This window comes from Acinetobacter sp. CIP 64.7, from assembly GCF_000369745.1.
Taxonomy (GTDB): domain Bacteria; phylum Pseudomonadota; class Gammaproteobacteria; order Pseudomonadales; family Moraxellaceae; genus Acinetobacter; species Acinetobacter fasciculus.
Genome location: NZ_KB850179.1, coordinates 681,879 through 699,809 on the forward strand (window position 1 = coordinate 681,879; position 17,931 = coordinate 699,809).

At 39.9% G+C, this 17,931-nt stretch carries 16 protein-coding genes; 2 read left to right on the forward strand and 14 right to left on the reverse strand.

The window, feature by feature from the left end:
* The first annotated feature begins 11 nt into the window (after positions 1 to 11).
* Both F890_RS09630 and F890_RS09635 read left to right on the forward strand, forming a co-directional pair.
* The gene (locus F890_RS09630; RefSeq protein ID WP_005266655.1) at positions 12 to 1,610 is read left to right on the forward strand and encodes a tyrosine-type recombinase/integrase; all 1,599 of its coding nucleotides are present in this window, start codon (positions 12 to 14) and stop codon (positions 1,608 to 1,610) included.
* Between the two features lie 100 nt (positions 1,611 to 1,710).
* Positions 1,711 to 3,651 (forward strand): acyltransferase family protein, encoded by a 1,941-nt coding sequence (locus F890_RS09635; protein WP_005266657.1) that lies wholly within the window; start codon positions 1,711 to 1,713, stop codon positions 3,649 to 3,651.
* A gap of 55 nt (positions 3,652 to 3,706) precedes the next feature.
* Here the strand turns inward: F890_RS09635 and F890_RS09640 are convergent, their stop codons facing one another.
* The 14 genes from F890_RS09640 to F890_RS19415 form a co-directional block, all read right to left on the reverse strand.
* The gene (locus F890_RS09640; protein ID WP_005266659.1) at positions 3,707 to 4,213 is read right to left on the reverse strand and encodes an efflux RND transporter periplasmic adaptor subunit; all 507 of its coding nucleotides are present in this window, start codon (positions 4,211 to 4,213) and stop codon (positions 3,707 to 3,709) included.
* Positions 4,210 to 4,758, reverse strand: coding sequence for a glycoside hydrolase family protein (locus tag F890_RS09645; protein ID WP_005266660.1), 549 nt, complete (start codon positions 4,756 to 4,758; stop codon positions 4,210 to 4,212). The genes F890_RS09640 and F890_RS09645 overlap by 4 nt, the downstream gene beginning before the upstream one ends.
* A complete protein-coding gene (locus tag F890_RS09650; RefSeq protein WP_005266661.1) occupies positions 4,742 to 5,005 on the reverse strand; it encodes a phage holin family protein in 264 nt (87 codons plus the stop codon). Before F890_RS09650 ends, F890_RS09645 begins: the two co-directional genes overlap by 17 nt.
* Before the next feature lie 58 nt (positions 5,006 to 5,063).
* On the reverse strand, positions 5,064 to 7,553 hold the full coding sequence (locus tag F890_RS09655; RefSeq protein WP_005266662.1) for a phage tail protein: 2,490 nt from the start codon (positions 7,551 to 7,553) through the stop codon (positions 5,064 to 5,066).
* Position 7,554: 1 nt separating this feature from the next.
* A complete protein-coding gene (locus F890_RS09660) occupies positions 7,555 to 7,977 on the reverse strand; it encodes an NlpC/P60 family protein (RefSeq protein WP_026056532.1) in 423 nt (140 codons plus the stop codon).
* Positions 7,977 to 10,448 (reverse strand): hypothetical protein, encoded by a 2,472-nt coding sequence (locus F890_RS09665; RefSeq protein ID WP_005266664.1) that lies wholly within the window; start codon positions 10,446 to 10,448, stop codon positions 7,977 to 7,979. The genes F890_RS09660 and F890_RS09665 overlap by 1 nt, the downstream gene beginning before the upstream one ends.
* Before the next feature lie 59 nt (positions 10,449 to 10,507).
* Positions 10,508 to 11,365: a DUF2163 domain-containing protein gene (locus F890_RS09670; RefSeq protein ID WP_005266665.1), complete on the reverse strand. Its 858-nt coding sequence runs from the start codon at positions 11,363 to 11,365 to the stop codon at positions 10,508 to 10,510.
* Positions 11,362 to 12,015 carry a DUF2460 domain-containing protein gene (locus tag F890_RS09675; RefSeq protein ID WP_005266666.1) on the reverse strand — a complete coding sequence of 218 codons (654 nt, stop codon included), beginning with the start codon at positions 12,013 to 12,015 and terminating at the stop codon, positions 11,362 to 11,364. The genes F890_RS09670 and F890_RS09675 overlap by 4 nt, the downstream gene beginning before the upstream one ends.
* An 11-nt stretch (positions 12,016 to 12,026) precedes the next feature.
* Positions 12,027 to 15,008 (reverse strand): phage tail family protein, encoded by a 2,982-nt coding sequence (locus F890_RS09680; RefSeq protein WP_005266667.1) that lies wholly within the window; start codon positions 15,006 to 15,008, stop codon positions 12,027 to 12,029.
* 62 nt (positions 15,009 to 15,070) lie between these two features.
* Positions 15,071 to 16,258 (reverse strand): GIY-YIG nuclease family protein, encoded by a 1,188-nt coding sequence (locus F890_RS09685; protein WP_005266668.1) that lies wholly within the window; start codon positions 16,256 to 16,258, stop codon positions 15,071 to 15,073.
* A gap of 83 nt (positions 16,259 to 16,341) precedes the next feature.
* Positions 16,342 to 16,578, reverse strand: coding sequence for a hypothetical protein (locus F890_RS09690; RefSeq protein ID WP_026056531.1), 237 nt, complete (start codon positions 16,576 to 16,578; stop codon positions 16,342 to 16,344).
* 26 nt (positions 16,579 to 16,604) lie between these two features.
* Positions 16,605 to 16,925 carry a hypothetical protein gene (locus F890_RS09695; protein ID WP_005266670.1) on the reverse strand — a complete coding sequence of 107 codons (321 nt, stop codon included), beginning with the start codon at positions 16,923 to 16,925 and terminating at the stop codon, positions 16,605 to 16,607.
* 6 nt (positions 16,926 to 16,931) lie between these two features.
* Positions 16,932 to 17,693 (reverse strand): hypothetical protein, encoded by a 762-nt coding sequence (locus F890_RS09700; RefSeq protein ID WP_005266672.1) that lies wholly within the window; start codon positions 17,691 to 17,693, stop codon positions 16,932 to 16,934.
* Positions 17,694 to 17,787: 94 nt separating this feature from the next.
* Positions 17,788 to 17,892, reverse strand: a complete 105-nt coding sequence (locus tag F890_RS19415) for a hypothetical protein (protein WP_416037008.1) — start codon at positions 17,890 to 17,892, stop codon at positions 17,788 to 17,790.
* Positions 17,893 to 17,931 lie beyond the last annotated feature (39 nt).

Here is a 17,931-nt window from a genome sequence, read left to right on the forward strand (position 1 = left end):
GGTGCAAATTCATGGGCACGGTCACTAAGCGACAAACAAAAGACGGTACAACCCGGTATAGAGCTCAAGTCCGTGTACAACGTCAAGGCTATCCTGAATTTAAGCAATCCAAGACCTTCAGCAAGAAGTCATTAGCTGAGGACTGGATCAAACGCACAGAAGCAGAAATCGAATTGCACCCTGAAAAAATGTTGAATCCGGCGGTGCAAATAAAGCACAAAACGCTTAGGGAATTCATTTTTCAGTATTTGGAAGAAGCGGACAGCTTTGCCAGAACAAAAACTGGAGCGCTACAGCACATCGCTAGTTTAGATATTTCTGAGAAGAATATCTATTCTTTAACACGACAAGACTTTTCTGATTACGCAATTATGCGAAGAAAAGGCGATCCAATGAAAGGTACTGATGGTGTTGCACCTGCCACCATCTTAAAGGACTTAAGCCATATCAAGGCTGTTATCGTTCATGCAGAGTTTGTATGGGGCGAACCCTTAGAGACTGTGCTAATCGAATTTGAAAAAGCCATGATTGGTTTACAGAAGTCTCGCATCGTGACCAGATCCAAACAGCGTGACCGCTTGCCTACGGCGGAAGAACTTCAAATGCTGACCAACTATTTCTATAAAAGCTGGAAACGGGTCAAGAACTCAACGCCGATGCATCTGATTATGTGGTTTGCACTCTACACTGCCCGCCGTGAAGATGAGCTGTGTTCATTGCGCCTGGATGATTACGATGATCTGAATAGTCAGTGGTTAGTTAGAGATGCTAAAAATCCGAATGGATCCTTGGGTAATCATAAGTATGCTCACATGGAACCAAGAGCCATCAATATGATTGATGAGTTTATGAAGCCAGAAGTCCGGGATCGAATGCTTGCCTTGGGATATGACAAGAATATTTTAATTCCAGTGAATACCCGTACCGTGTCTACATACTTTACCCGGGCGTGTAATGCATGTGGTATTAGTGATTTAAGATTCCATGATTTACGCCATGAGGCTGCAACACGTTATGCAGAAGATGGCTTTACCATTCCCCAGTTGCAGACTATTACCCTTCATGAGTCATGGAATACCTTGAAGCGATATGTGAATCTTAAAAAACGTGGCATTCGATTGGAATTTGAGGAAGCAATCCGTGTTGCAGAAGATAACTATAATAGTTATTACAAGGAATGGAGTAAGAAACAGCGCTACATGGCATTGGTTGATAAGAGTGATGCTTTTGAAGATGAGGGCGTAATTAATGTTGAATTTGATTTCATCAAAAAACATTTAGATCTGTTTATTGAGATCCATCAGAACAATAAATATTTTAAACGTCTGCATGTGAATAAGTTGAATAGTAATAATCCATTCGCCTGGGATAATTCTAATAGTCGATTTGTGGCTCATGATATTCAATTAGCTTGGGAAGACTGGTTTACTGAGAATGGAAAGGTAGATTGGGATGAATTACCGGAAGGAAGTACGCATTTTGGAATTAGGGATCTTACCCTGGTGAAGAAACTTAAAACTCGTACTTATGTGTGGGAAGCATCTATTCAAGGCTGGATAGATAGTTTTGGGCAATATTTTATTGATGATAGACATTTAAATAAGTTATAAATAATTGACTCTACTCCTCTGTATAAAATTAAAGATTATTTGATTTATCACTATAACTATATAAAATCCTCTCCATCCTACAGAGTAATAAATAGATCTTATGAGTCAAAAATTTAGGTATGATATAAACGGATTACGGGCTTATGCTGTAGCCTTAGTAGTACTATTTCATTTTGGTGTATTAGGCTTTTCTGGAGGCTTCATAGGCGTAGATGTATTTTTTGTCATTTCTGGTTTTTTAATGACAAGTATTGTGGTTAAAGGAATAGAAAATAATAAATTTTCAATACTGCAATTCTATCTGTCTAGAGCTATCAGAATTATTCCTGCTCTATTTGTTCTTTGTGTAATACTATTGCTTCTAGGATGGTTCTTATTACTTCCAGTTGACTATCAAAATTTATCTAAACATATCATTTCAAGTATAAACTTCTTTTCTAATATTAATTATTATTTAGAATCTGGTTACTTTGACACTTCATCACATAATAAAGCATTACTGCATACTTGGTCTTTATCAGTTGAGTGGCAATTCTATTTACTATTTCCAGTAGCTGTTCTTCTTGTATCTAAATTAAGTTCTTCAAGAAAGTTCTTAATTGCTAGCTTTTCTTTTGCTACGATTATTTCTTTAATTCTTTCTATACTTATCACTAGTAGAAGCCCATCAGCTGGATTCTTCTTATTGCCTACAAGAGCATGGGAAATGCTGGCAGGAGGTTTGATTTTCTTTGCTGCGACTAATACTATCAGTTCTCAAAAACTTCGTAATATGTTAGAAGTTTTAGGCTTTGGCTTGGTTGCTCTTAGTGCTTATCTGTTTTCTAGTAGTACAATATGGCCCAGTTTTAATGCGTTAGTTCCTGTTGTAGGAGCCATGCTCATCTTACTAGCAAATAATCAAAATTCCATTTTTACAAAACCTCAAATATTTCAGTTCTTAGGGAATACATCCTATTCAATTTATTTATGGCATTGGCCAATCGTATTTTTCCTATACTACAATCATCTATTAGATAATGTATTTTTAATTATAGTTGGAATTATTTTATCTATAGTTTTAGGGTTCTTATCTTATAAATTCATCGAAAATCCAACTAGAAAATTCTTAAGCAAGAATTCTTTAAAATTAAATTATTTAATTTGGATATTGTCTGTCGCTTTTCTTTCGACGGTTTGCTTGTACATATATAAAATCGATGGAGTCAAATCACGGTTTGATAATCGTATCAATATAATCACATCAAGTATTAATGATACCAACCCACGACGTAAAGAGTGCTTAACACTACAAGGAGAACCTTTAAAGAAATGTACTTTTGGTAAAGGCCCAACCTCTTTGCTTTTGGTCGGTGATAGTCATGCGAGTGCTATGGTAAATGGTATTCAGAAAGCCCTCCCTTCCAATACATCTTTAATAACTTGGAATATAAGTGGCTGTACAGCTGTTGAAGGCTTAAAAAAGATTAATAACAAATCTTATAAATGTGGTGAATTAGTTACTGAGGCAATGAGAGATATTCAAAATTATCCAGCTGAGCTACCTTTGTTAATCGTCAACCGAACAAATGCATTGTTTAAAGGTGAACCTGATAATGAAGATATATCTAAACCATCAAGATATATTAGCACTGCTCATCAAAAATATGATGCTGCATATAATGAAGAAATGAAACTAGCATATGTAAATACGCTATGTAAGTTTGCCGCTCAGCGTAAGGTATATGTCACAAGACCGACTCCTGAAGCTCCTCTTTCTATTCCTGAAAGTTATGCTAAAAAATTACTTTTTAACAATTCTCACATACGTTTAGATATTTCGCATGAAGAATACATGAATAGAAGTAGTTTGACATATGAAGCACAAAACTTAGCTCAACAAAAATGTGGTATCGAAATTATTGATATTTCGAAAGCATTTTGTGATCAAAATAAATGTCAATTTATTCGCAACGAAAAACCACTTTTCGCAGATGATGATCATATGACTTGGCATGGCTCTTTACTTCTATCTCCTTATTTTAAGAAAATATTTAATTAGCTGAATTTATCTTTTAATAGGATTTTAATAAAAAGCCCTCAAATGAGGGCTTCTTTTATGGCCATGCATCACTTAATCGCTTTGCATCAGCTGCGTGTTCATCAGCTCGTTGCGCCACTGTTCGATATTCATTGACGCATTTTTCGAGTACGACACCGCTGGCACTGGCGTACTCAATGATGGTTTCTCGGGTAGCTGTGGACATACGACTTGAGGCTGTATCGATTTGCTTTGACAGCCGATCAATAGCGGACTTAGCGCTATTACTATCAGCAATAATTTGTTGGATATCTTCACGATGTTGAATCTCCGCTTTAAGTAGCTTTTCAGACCATTGTTTTTCTTTAGTAAGAGCATCAGCTTTCGCTTTTTCGGTTGATGCCTCAGCCTTGGCCAAATCGGTTTGATATTTTGAGTCAAGCAGTGCGTAGTCATCTTGCCAGCTTGAAACTCGCCATGTCTGAATGCCAAAGCCGATGAATGCAAGTAATAAAAAAGCCGCCCAAGAGATAATGACGGCTTCATAAAACTTTGTGATAAATCCTGTTATTAATTCTTTCATTGTGCCCCCATACATTTACTGTGACGTTCAAGCTGTCGAGTCCAAACGCCATAGCAATTATTGGATCTAATCGAACAGTCACGCTTTGCTACATACTTCCATTTGAGCAATGAATCGCAAGCGGCTTTATATTTTTGAGCCTTCAGGTTGCGCAACATCGATGAACTGGACCAGTTTGCGGTACCGTATTGATATGTGAAATCCAAATATAGATCGTATTCATCCTGTGAAATTGGTACATTCAATATGGTTTTATTGAACCGTTGCGCATCTTTATCCATGTGAAGCTTCAAATATTGAAGCGCTGTTTTACGATCAATCGCAGGATCTGTCATCTTGACTCGCACACCGTTTGGATAGACGGTGGTACCGTGGCCAATCGTTGGTACATCCCCCTTCACTGGAATAACAGGTTTTGCTGTATACCCTTCTTTTTGTGCTGTTGCCTGTACTTGCTGTTCACTTGGCCCAGTAATAAAAATGCCGCTTAATAAAGCGGCAGCAACTGTTGAACCAGCGACAAATAATTTAGTCTTGTTTTGCATCCCATTGCCCTCGCAATTTAGCAATTTTTAGTTCATGTTCTTCTTGCTCACGTTGATCTTTACGTTTTTGAAATTGCTTGTTTGATAAGTAGTTTGCAAAACTGATCGCAAGACCGGCTAAACCTATCAAAACACCAATTAAAAACCCCCAGTCCCAAGTAGCAAGCCAGGAAATAATTGTGATGCCTGTTCCTGCTGTAGTCGCTACTGGCCCAGAAGCATCCACCATTTGTGCCGCGTTCGACATTGTGCCCCCTTAAAATCGGCAATAAAAAAGTACCCGAAGGTGCTCTATGGTTAAAACCTTAACTATCAGCAGTTGCCTGTGTGATCCGTGTTGAATAATTCCACGAGGTCGGCTTCCATACGTCCCGCGCAGCAACACGCACATAATATGTGGTCGTTGATTGCAAGCCCGTAATCGTGCAAGCATTTTCGGTACCCGTCCACCGTGCTGCCGTTGTATCAGGATCAAAGTTCGCATTGGTACTGATCCACACCTGGTAATCTTTCAGATCCGGTACTTCACTTGGAATCCAAGTCACTGTGATCGAATCCGCTGTTGCAGATGTGTACACGTTCAACAATTGTGGTGGCACTGGATTACTGATATTCAGTTCAGCAAAGGTACTGATAATCGAACCGTTTTTACTCGCCACACGTACTGTATAAGCACGCTGAATACCGTCGATTTTCGCTTCATCCATTGAATAGCTGTAATCTGTATTCGTTGTTTCAACTGTACGAAGCAATACACCGCCTGAAAGAATCTGAACAACATAACCAGACGCACCTGCTGCCGGTTGCCATTGCACTTTGAAACTTGTGCCGACAAATGCTGACTGAAGTGATAAACCTTTCACACCTGCAGGACGGCCACCATTGACTGTGTAACTGTATGCAGTCACTTCATCCAAGGTTTCTTCTTTTTGCTCAAGACCATTGAAGCTTGTGAACTTCAGATAAATCTGTTTGCCCACCATATTTGGATTGAAGTCATACTCAAAAATGGCTCGGTCAATACGAACAAATGATTCACCTGCATTGTGTGAGCCTGCATCATCAAAACGACCACGAAGCATGCCACTCAACGTATAACGTCCTGATCCGTCCAAAGTGGCATCAATGTAGTTGATATATTCATCACCGACTTTACACAGTGTTGCATCAACTTCAGCATCCTGCAAAGTACCGCCAAAGATTTGGCTAGAAGTATTCAACTGCACTTGCATCGATGTTGCATTCGCACTAATTGCTGAAACCAAGGTACCGTAACGCGCTGAACCATAAATGGTCCCGATCATTTCGTATGTTGTATTATCCAAACTTGCCCAGACGTTACAGCCACCCCAATTGATCCCACCTGACGCAGCTACCCAAATCTGATTTTTACCACCTGTCAATTCTAAAGGAGGCTCAAAAATTGCCGGTGCATTGACGTTGCCTGGTTCCTCATTGCCACCTTGGTACCCGTTTGATGATTGAAGATCGTACTCAACTGCTGAACGAGATCCGACTGCAAGCTCTTCAGCTGTAATCGAGAGCACACCTTCTTCATCTTCTTCAACACGAGTGATCCGTACAGGAAACTGATCTAAACCCAAGGATTCATCTGTGATCGTCACAATATCCATCGGCTCAAGTCGGCAGTACTTCCAGCCTAATTCAAACTCATATTCATTGCGTACATAGAGTCGTCGTTGTAATAGCAATTGCACCGCATGACGAGCAATTTTCGGCTCACAGAAAAAGTCGAACTTGACTGGATCTTGTGTACGCAGACCGAACATTTCAATATTTGCTTGGTCCTTGGCTTCAACTGTTTCTGTGTTGTACTGGTTGAAGCGATTCACGTACTCAATTTGGCAATGGTTATATGCATCGGTATCACGGCTTCGACGCACACGCACAGGCTGATCTTCACCTAAAAAATCATCATCTGTTAAGTGATATACCGGTTCAAGATTTGGCGTAAATGTCACGCCATTTCCTGTCACTGCACTGTCACCGTATGAACGGATTTTCAAACCGTCTGGACTCGGTACTACTGCACAATTCACTGCTTCCACAATCTCATTGATGATTTCAAATGCTTCACGCTGTTCAGTCAAAGCAGGACTGATCAACAAATTAGTGGCTGCACAATAGGTTCGAAATTCGGATAAATCAGCCATATTCAGACTTGGTGCTGCACCATACCGTGGATTGGTGATGAAGTCCTCAATCACATCAGCAGGATTGGCATCATGAATTGTTTCTGAAAAGGTAATATCGCTAATCACTTCAAAATTATGATTCGATAATGCTGCACTACCGCCAAAATCATAATTAGCACATGCCACATATCCGAGGAATGGATAATGCACCGCTTCATCTGGATGCTTTGATGCTAAATAGCCCCAAACTGGATTGTGATCACCATCGAATAATTCAAAACCGATTTGATCAATTGGCTTGAGTTGCACACCGCCTTCAGTCTTGGTGACAATCTGCTCTTTATCACGCCAGATGATGCCAATGTCTTTGATTTTGTTTTCACACAAACCAAGCATCAAAGATGCTGAATAAGTATATGTTGTGTTTTTGGTCTTGGTTTTACCCCCTTTACCACCAGATTTAGTGGTCGTTGTATGGGCAGTGGATTTAAAATCACCATACCAAAACATATTTGCAGCAACACGGTTTTTGCCATAAACCAATGGCTGAGTCAGACCGTATGCAGATTGCTGAATACGCATCGAATTAATGCGCTTATCAGACGTACTGATTGTCGTACTTCCAAATACTCCACCCATATTATTCTTTTAGCCTCTTCATACGAAAAAAGCCCGCAATTCTGCGAGCTAGACTTCCTTTTGTGCCATCTTGGAGTATTACTCCTTGATGAATATAGGAGTGAATAATCGTTGGCCATTCGACGACAATTGCACCATGACTGATGCACTTGCCAAAGTGGTATAAAACAATGTCACCAGGCTGTGGCTCATCGACTTCATAGCACACAGATAAAACGTGCTCTAAATATCGTTGACCGAGCTGGTGCATGTGCCAATCCGGTGGATATGGTCGCGGATCCAAATGATCCATCAAGCCCACTTTTTCGTAGACTTCACAGATCAACGTTCCGCAATCCACACCCACGCCTTTGACACGCCCCTGATGATGATAGGGCGTGCCGAGCCAGGTCATCGCTTCGGCAACAGCTTCTATGTTTTTCATCATGCGTTACCATCAACAATGAAAGTTGCAGGTGCAGTAAATAAACCCGAAGTTGACATATTTCTGCTCATAGAACCTTTCACTACAGTTCCAGAACATTCAACTTTAATTGCATCATCAAGCGTTACATTTGAGTCGATAATATTGTCGTCAACTTTAACAAGTCTCATGTTCTTCGCTTTAATGTGCATTGCTGCTGGTCGTTTAGATGTTTCAGCATTTACTGTTAATTCACTGACTTTCAAGATCATATTTGAAAAACTTGAATAGTTAATACTGTTCACATCAATCAAAACTGGTTGCTGATTAACTGTGCCTGTGCAACTCGAACCATTAAGATTTAATCCTTGAATGTTAAAGTTGCCAACAGCCCGTAATAATCCACCACCTTGACTCCCTCCTGTCTGAATATTAATTTTGACACCACTGGCATACCCAACTATATCAATCGCATACCCACGACATGCTTTAAAGTTCCCTGAGATGTCAATATTAATGACACCACTTGCTTCAATTGCACAACCTGCACTATTACCAGTAACATTTCCAGCTATCGTTACTGCGCTAATATTCCCTGCCCCCCCTTGTAACACAATCATTTTTTGAGTGTTCCAGTGGTCTTCAATGGTACAACCTGTAATTTCTAAATCTTCAAGAATTGCAGATGTTTGTAAGAAGTGCATATCACATTCAGCTACTGGATAACTCGAAGTTTCGATATCACAACCGGTTATTTGAATGTTGTAGATATTATGGTTTTCACTAAAAATATTTTTTCTGCAGTACGAAATATGCGAGCCAGTGATATTGATCTGATGTATATCACCACCTTCTTCAAAATGAATTCCATAGTCATAACAAGCATAAATATGTGTAGCGGAAATGATTGCATTTCTGTTAGTGCCGCGAAATACAATACCGCGTTTCAGATAGCTGAAATTACAGGCTAAAAAGTTTGGAGACATACATTTTTCAACAACAAATGCAGTTCCCAAAACTTCCATTGGATTTGTAATCCGCAAAGCCACTACCAATGGACTCATTTCGTTTAATGCAAGCTTTCTGTTTAATGCTCCAGCATTCGCTGAACTTGTCAAAGTACCGACCCAGTGAAATGCTTCAAAATCACCAACAACCACAATATGAGCCATGTTGCCTTTTATTAGCTTAGCTTTAGAAATATCGGCAATAATTGGTGCTGTAATTTTATATTTCTTATTAGGCTCTAATGACACTACACCTTTCGCACTGTCGAATAAGTCTTGCAGTGTCTGTGTATCATCATGTGCAGGAATCGTGTAGCTTGAATTAGCCCACGCGCCAGCAGTTGAAGTTGCTTTTGATAGAAAATTAGCATTTCCGATACCAGCATAGTCGTAAACATTTGCATTACCTTGGCTAAGGCTTTTCGCTTCGGGGAAAAACTTATAGCCGAAAGACTCATACGTAGTTGCTACATCACCAAGTTCAAGCTGAACTTCATTGGGGGCTACTGTATTTGCAGCCAAGTAGAGTACTAGATAGTTTGTTGTGTTTTTGCTTGTGAATGTAAATTGACTAGAACTATCATTACTCTCACCCGCAATAATCTCAATATTTGCGGTTCCCAAAGTTGGTTTCACATCACAAAGACCAATTCTAAAACGATCCGATTGTGACTTACTAACAGTGTACGTTGTATTCGGATTGATTTTTAAAACAGCAGTTTTTGCATTTACTGTTGTTGTTCCAACAATAATTTTTTGCGCTGTTCCAACAGCTCCGCTTAATACAATATTGCCTTCTAAATAAAAACTTTCTCTAAATAAATTTTTCCCAAATACAATATTTCCGGATGTAAATTCACCCGGAACTCGGAGACCTGCGTTTAAATTAAGTTCTCCGTTCATTTCAACGGGCTTATCAATGACGACACTGCTCTGGAAGGGAACATAGTCTCCTACATAACAATGCAAAACAGGCTCTTCTGATGTGATTGAAGCGTAAACAACAATATAAGAAGTGGCTTGCTGAGTTGTGAATGTAAAATATTCTGCATTCCCGTCTTTTACGGATGAAACATTTTCATCTTTTGTAAAATATACCGGCGTTGATCCATTAATTGGGAAATTAGAGAATTCTGCAATTCTAAACCTGTTTGATAGTTGTTTGGCAACAGTGTATAGAGTGCCCGGCTCAACTTTAAATATTTTAGAACGCGTTGTTTCACTAGTAGTTGAAAAGCTGGAAGGTGAGTTAATACTGTTGCCGAGTAAGGATCCAATCACATAACTTGCCACCATAGATTTGTGTGTAATGTTCAAACCCAGTGTATCTACGAAATCATCGAAGACTGCACTCATTCCATCCGCAATTTTATGAGCAGCACTATCTTTTGATTCAACATTCTCAGCCATCTGCGCCATCATTTCGCGCATCTGAGCATTGGTTTTCGTGCGGTCACGTATTTCCGCTGGCGTAGGTAAAGGCATTTTCTCACCCCATAAAAAAACCCAGCTCAATGGCTGGGTATGGATTAATACAAATTAGGTTAAACTGCTGTTTCTGGTACCGGTATAAAAGGTGCACCACGGAAACGAGCGAAATTGTTAAAACGATTTTGGCAAGTCTCAAGACGTTTATCACATCCTGGATAAACCTTGATTCGTTGCCCTGCCTGCGGTGTTTCCAACAATGGCAAAGTCAATAATAAAGCCCCCGATTCATGCATGCGAATCGTCCGTTTTAAACCTGCATTGCCACCGTCTAAAAATTCAATCACGCCTTGCGTGAACCAACCTTGAGGCTGATTCACCTGACATAAGATTCGAGCTGTAGTACTGCCTGCTTCAATCATCGTTTGCACCATGAAATTTTGACGCAATAGACCGCATGCCGTATCAAATAGCGTATTGGTACAACTTGGCTGATACAGGTTTCTAGGCATTTGCACATTCAATTCATCCAGATCTGATGCAACACTGGCTTGAATTGAATTACGATCTAAGTCAGGCTCAATGATTCTACCTTCAAACAACTTGATCGTACCGGCACTGGTGTCCGTTGGTGTATTCATGTCCATAAAAATGCGCTCTAACTTAAATCGAGCACCATCTAATTGGCCATTATGAAAAGCACGAACAACATTGATGCCGTTCCACTCATTATCATCAATACAATCAATACTGATCGATAAATTATCAACCTCAATACCGAGTGACAGGCTGATCCCTTCACGACTGATGATGGGACCACTTGAACTATATGTTTGACCAGCAACATTCAAATCAAAGTCATAATTCGTATATCGGAATTCATCACCTTGAACAGTGGTGATGGTGTAGAGATCTGCCATCACAAACTGATCTTCATTAAGTAATGCAATGAGCTGTGGAGATGCTGTTCTCATACCTTATTTCCCAATGAGCCAATCATTTCAACTTTGTTTGCTTTCCATAATTTGCTCATGAAATTGGTGTATTGCTGTTCGTCATCGGCAAAGCGACAACGATAGTAATACGTCCCTTTGACCTCAAACTTATGACCTTGTTTCAATGGCTTTGAAAGCGTAACCATGCCCGACTTGGTGACTTGAGCGGTCGTGTCATCCCAGAACAGATCATCGTCGTTATCGCTCCAAAATTGCTGATTGTCGTTTTCATTCCAAAACGTTGGATCCACTTCAAAAACTGTCTCAGCCTTTGTATGAGCCAAAGGAATTACGGATGTATGCATCTGCTTATACAGTTGATAGCTTGTCGTACTACCATCACCACTGTAAGAACACGTGTAATCGCAATCCTCTGGCATTTTGAAAAGAAAGGAATCGAATGCACCACGGCGTTCTAAAAAGAAACTTTCGAGTTGCTGTAGTTCATTACGTCCTTTCGATTCACGAAGAAAGCCGAATGACAAAGATATTTCATACTTGGGAACGGCCTGGTAACTTGCTCGAAGTTCCCGACCGTTCACCGATTCCATGATCTTTGTATTGAAAATAGGCTTCTTGCTGAGATCCCATTCCAGTCCTGGCAATTCAGGAAACAATACATCAGACACGATTTTCTCCCTTATCGACCAAAATTACGGTTATAGCCTTTCAGACCACCCGCCAATTCACGACCATGCTTTTCCATAAAACGGCGAACGTCTTTTGAATCCCATGCTTGAATCGTGAAATTGTTAAAGGTTTGCGCTGAACTGCCACCGCCTCCACCTATTCCTCCATCGGAGGTTAAGTTTTTACCCAAAGCACGGATCGTATTGGCATGCTGTTTAGGCAAGACCATTTCCTCTTCGTGCAATTGAGTTACTGGATTCACACCTGCAGGAATGTCGTAACCTCCTCGAGCAGATTTGATTTTGCCAGCAAGACCACCGACCAATGCTAATGCTGAAGCACCAGCCGCCACAGCAAGCACTGGACCAATGTAAGGAATGGATACCATGGCTTTAAATGCACCCGCCATCGCTTCCCAGGCATACATCATGATGGACTTGATTGCTTCACCCGCTTTGATGGCCAAACGTGCTAAGGCACCTGTACTGGTTGCCATGGTCTTGGTAGTTTCACCTGCCACTACGGCGCCAGTCTGTGCAGCTTGACCTGCAACTTCAGCAGCGGTTTCAGTTTTGATGAATCCAAGCTTTACAGCCAATCGAGTTGCTAAGCTTGCAGCGTACTTTTTCATTGGCGCTGTGATCATGCTTTGAACAAATGCCCCAGCCAATTCAGTGAAAATAGCATTCATGGCATTTTTCCATGTCAGCGTGCCATTCATCATAGACTGAATGCCTTTGTCCCATAGTCCAGACATACGTGACGTCAAACCACCAAACTTATCTTCAAAGTCTTTCATTTGAGCATCTGAAAGAACTCCTACTTGCTTGGTATCGGAAACCTTTTGATCAGTATCCAAATCAGAAATATTGTTCATAATCTGATTCTGATTGCCTTGTTTCCCTGAGATACCAGACATTTGGTTTTCAAGTGCAAGTCGATCCTCAAGCCCTCTGCGTTTAATTTCACGCAATTTGTCTTCTAACTCTTTTTCAAGCCGTGCTTTTTGAACATTTGAAATCTTTTTAGCATCAAATTCAGCTTGGATATTAGCTTTATCTATTTCATAGGAACGCTGCGCAATGAGTAGATCATTTTCAATGAGTTGCTCTTTGAGTTTTTTAATATCCTCAAATTCCTTAACACGCAAAGCAATTGTTTTATCGCTTGCCTCTTTTTCAGCGACGATTCTAAATTTTACTTTCTCAACATCTGTGACTTTTGATTTCTCGATATCAGACAAAGCTTTCTTAAGATCCAGAGCAATCTTTTCTTCCTCTGTCGCAAACTTGTATCGGATATCGGCAAGTGCTTTAGCTGCTTGCTCTGCTGCCCTCTCTCTTGCTTTTGCATCAGCATCAGCTTTTGATTTGGCCGAACTTCCTTTAGAGTCTTTGACCCCTGTGCCAATACCCTTATTTGGGTTAAATGTTGGTGATGGTGTAGGTGGTGGTGCAGTTCCGACTACAGTAGGATTTTTTAAGAACAGATTTTGAAGTCTTTGCCCACCCGTTGTTGCGGAGTTCACAATAGCTGAACCTGCTGTACCCCAAGCATTAGCTGTATTACTTACACCGGTATTCCAACTTGTTTTTAAATTGGTTAGACGCGACTGCATCTGACCTGTATAGCGATCAGTAATTGAACCTAATTGTGATAGACCACTTTCCCATGATGCTTTGGCAGCCGAGAAGTTAAAGTTCAAAACATTGCTAACAACATTGCCAAAGGTCTGAAACTTAATAGACAAGACATCAAGACCATATTGAATCGTATCCCGGAAACTTCCAAACACATTCATTACAGTATTCACTGAAATGTTGATTGCTTGGCACACTGTAGCAACGACCGCACGAATAGCAGCAAAAGCAATTTCAATACTAACTTTCAGACCAACTGCCACAGCTGCGAATCCATTCATCGCACCAGCGACTAGATCCATAAACCCTACTTGTTGAATCGCTCCATCACCAATATCAGCTGTTAAATCACTCCAAATCCCACTGATCGTACTAAATAGACTTTGAACAATATCGAGAAGGCTTTCGAATATTGTGATTATCGCCGTGACTGCACTATCAATACCCTCTCTGGATCTTGATGCAAAACCAAGGAAATCATTTGCCAGGTTTGTCAGCGCTGGTGCTGCTTGAGCTGCCAGTCTTGTGAATACACCGTCGATCGTTTGCTGGATTGTACTTAAAGCAGTATTGAATTCCTTAGTCTTCGCAATTGCATCCTGATCCATAATCAAGCCAAGCTCATGTGCTTGATTTGAATATTGCTTTAACTTTTCTGCATTATTCTCAAGCAATGGAGCCAATAGCGTTGCATCATTAGCGATTGACTCCATGTAGAAAGTCATCTCAGCTTGGGATACGTTTGCTTTCTCTAAAGTTTGATAATACTTTTCGAGGATTTGTGGACCAGTAAGACCTTGGAACTCTTTAGCGGTTACACCTACCTTCGGTGCAATTTTCTCGAAGAAATCAGCCATTTCTCCGCCACCAGTTTGCATGAAGTCACCAAACTTATCATTCACATCTTTCATGATGTCAGATAGTTTATCTTGCTCAACCATGACTGATTTAGAAGCAAATGCCCACTCTTGGAATTCTTTTGTGGTTGTATTAGCCAAGCGTGCTTGAATTTCCAATTCTTTAGATGCTCGACCAACTTCAGATGTTAATGACGCTAGTCCAATAGCCGCCGTCCCAACAGAAGCCGCTATACCAACTCCTATCGCGGCAAAGCTTTTAGTCAGATTTCCTGAGATTGATTTGCCAATATCCTCAAACTTATTATTTATATTTTTGGTTATGTCATCCAAACCAGTTTTAATGCTTGAGAAATCCAGCTTAAATTTTACTTTATTCCCTGTGTCCTCAATCCGTTTAGCGCCGTCGCTAACGATCTTTTCAGCATCACCCATACCTTTTTTAAGTTCGGAAGTCTTCGCACCAACGTGCACTTCCACTCGATTGTTGCTCATAATTCCTATCTCACAGGCATAAAAAAACCGCCGTGAGGCGGTTTGTCTTTAAGAAAAAATAATTACGTAGAATGCAGTTTTTCTAAGTAATAATCACATTCATTAATCTTTTCTATAGTTGAATTCATATCAGTGAACATATTCTTCTCAACTAAAAATTGACAATAATTACGGTAGGATTGAGTAAGCCTGTACTTGAAATCAATATCTTCATCCTCAAGCATGAATTCATAATAAGCATGGTCATAGGAGAAAAATGACTGCAATAACATATAAACTGAATTTGATAGGCGATCGTAATATGTGTACCAACGTCTCAAGGAATTAGATATAACTAAAGGAAGAGTATTAAGCTCATGAACATTAATATCTTCTGATAAATTCAAATGATTTTTTAAATACTCTTTTATAAAGTATGGTTTATTAATGACTTCATTAATTTCATTATTATTAAATATTGATGCATACAATAAAATTTCAATTTCGAAAACTGATCTAAACTCATTAAAAATTGTACCTAATAAATATCTGGAAGCATCAAATTTTTCTTGTAGGTTACTAATTAATATAGCTCTATCTAACAACTCAATTACATAAGATTTATTGTGTAGAAGCATATCTTGAATTATTTTCTCATCTTCATCTGAATCTTCTATATAAGCTATTTTACCAACTACATCTAAAATATGATCAAATTTTTCCATTTCTGACATCATATCTTCATAATCATAATTAAGAGCCATTTCAACCCCAGCTTCTAAACACCCATAATTATAGGCTGTTTTAAGAAGAGTGAATTTTTGTATAGGATCATGGGAAATCTTTCTATACTCATCCATTAAAATCTTCGCTCTATCACATTTGGTACCGTTTCGTTGTTCAAACGTATATTCAATTAAATATTCATTTTCTACTTCATCTTGTTCTTTATCTTGATACTCAGAATCATCACCCACTCTGAATCTCTCTTCATATTCCTTAAATAATTCTATAGCTTTGAAAGGCTCTATGTTAAAAAACTCTCGATTAGATGTATTTCTTAACCCATTATTTTGAAGTTCAAAATGAATTTCTTTCTCAACAACATCACAGTTCGACACAAATATTTGATAAATAAGTTTGAATGGTGTTGGAACACCTGTAGCTCTAGAAAGTTCTTTAACTCTGACCTCTGGATCTTTTGTAGTTTTCCCAATCTTAACCATATTCGGGAAAGTTGGATTCAGCAGCAGGTATACAAATCCTTTCATAGAAATTCTTCTTCAGTTCATTTGAAACACATTTTTTAATTTTATAACATGATTTCTTTTATTTTTATTAAAATAGGGCAACCTTAGTCACCCTGAGGAAAGTTCTGCAGATCCGCAAACAAATCATCTTCATCATCGGTTTGCGGATCATCTGAACCTGTACTGTCATCAATCCCCATAAATGCCTCAAGGATCCGACACAGACGCTGAATGCCAACATGGCTGGGAGGACACTGCTTGTGATACGCATTCAATGCTTTGACTCTTGGGAAATCCAATTCATTACGCACATAGTCGTAATCCTTGCCCAATGTCAGCACCAAATGCGTGTACAGCTCCTCCCAGTCTATTCCCCCGAATCAGTTGCCTGCTCGTCTTCACCTGTATAAATCAGACCAGAAGCCCCCATGACCGTTTCAAATACGGCGTTCACGTGACCAACATCAAGCAGTTCATCAGCAATAAATTCACGTGTAATGTCAGGATAGTTACGCTTTAAAGAGCCATAAGCAACATCTGCCACTAAAGCAAAGTCACTTGGATCAAAGGTTTTAAGCTTTGGCATTAGCTTTTCAGCAGCACCTAATGACAACGGCGCAAAAATCCAAATCTGGCCATTAATTTTAAGCGGATTACCACGTGGGTTTTCGACCTGGTTAAATTGCATCTGGTATTACTCCGAAGTAGTCCATTTGAAGACACGGCCTAAATCATCGGCCATTGGCTGGAATTCAAACTCAGGTAGATCGTAATCATCCTGTTTTGAACTGAACGCAAGCTTATTACTGACACAGCGGAAGAATTCCATACCAAAGAATTTACCCTTGTAGTCACGCATCAGATCAACACTGAATTCAGGCGTATAACCCATATCCAAGTTGCTTACGACACCTGACTTGGCACCTGCCACCGTCGCTGTGTATTTAAAGCTGATAAATACCGTTTTACCCACATCAGCTGCTGCAAAGGTATAAACACCTGTCGCTTCATCCACACTGTATTGACCTGCAACCGGTGCACTCGCCACACGCTTTAATGGAATAGCTTTGGCATCTGTCACACCTAAGTCTTTCACAAATGTACCGGTATTTGGGACCACTGGCGTTACTGACGCTGCAACGACTTCACCATTGATGGTTTGAGCGACTGCAGTAATACCACCTTCAGTGACCACGCCACCAAAGAAAATGGAATTGAGCAATGCACCATTAATACGACCCATTGTCGCTTTACACTTAATCGAACCTTTACCGCGTGCCGCATCCACGGCGAACTGACCACGACCATAGAGTTCTTTTAAGTCATAGCTGATATCAACTGACGTTGACTGCAGTACGCCCACTTCAACTGGTGTGCCGTTGGTGATTGGATTACCGTGCACATCCTGTAATGGTGTGGCAAAGATTTTACCGGCACCAAATAAATATTGAGCCATATCGACCTCTTAAAAATGAGAAAACCGCCGTATTGGCGGTCATGGAATTTATGAATTGCTTTAGGTGGTGGTAAGGATCCGTATCGGAATATAGTCAAACTACTTTATTATCCATACAGGATTCGAAAAAAACTCGAAATAATTCATCGACTGAGTCGATCAACCATTCTTTACGCTTACGTTTAACCCATGCCCACATCTGTTCTATAGGATTTAAATCAGGGCTGTATGCAGGAAG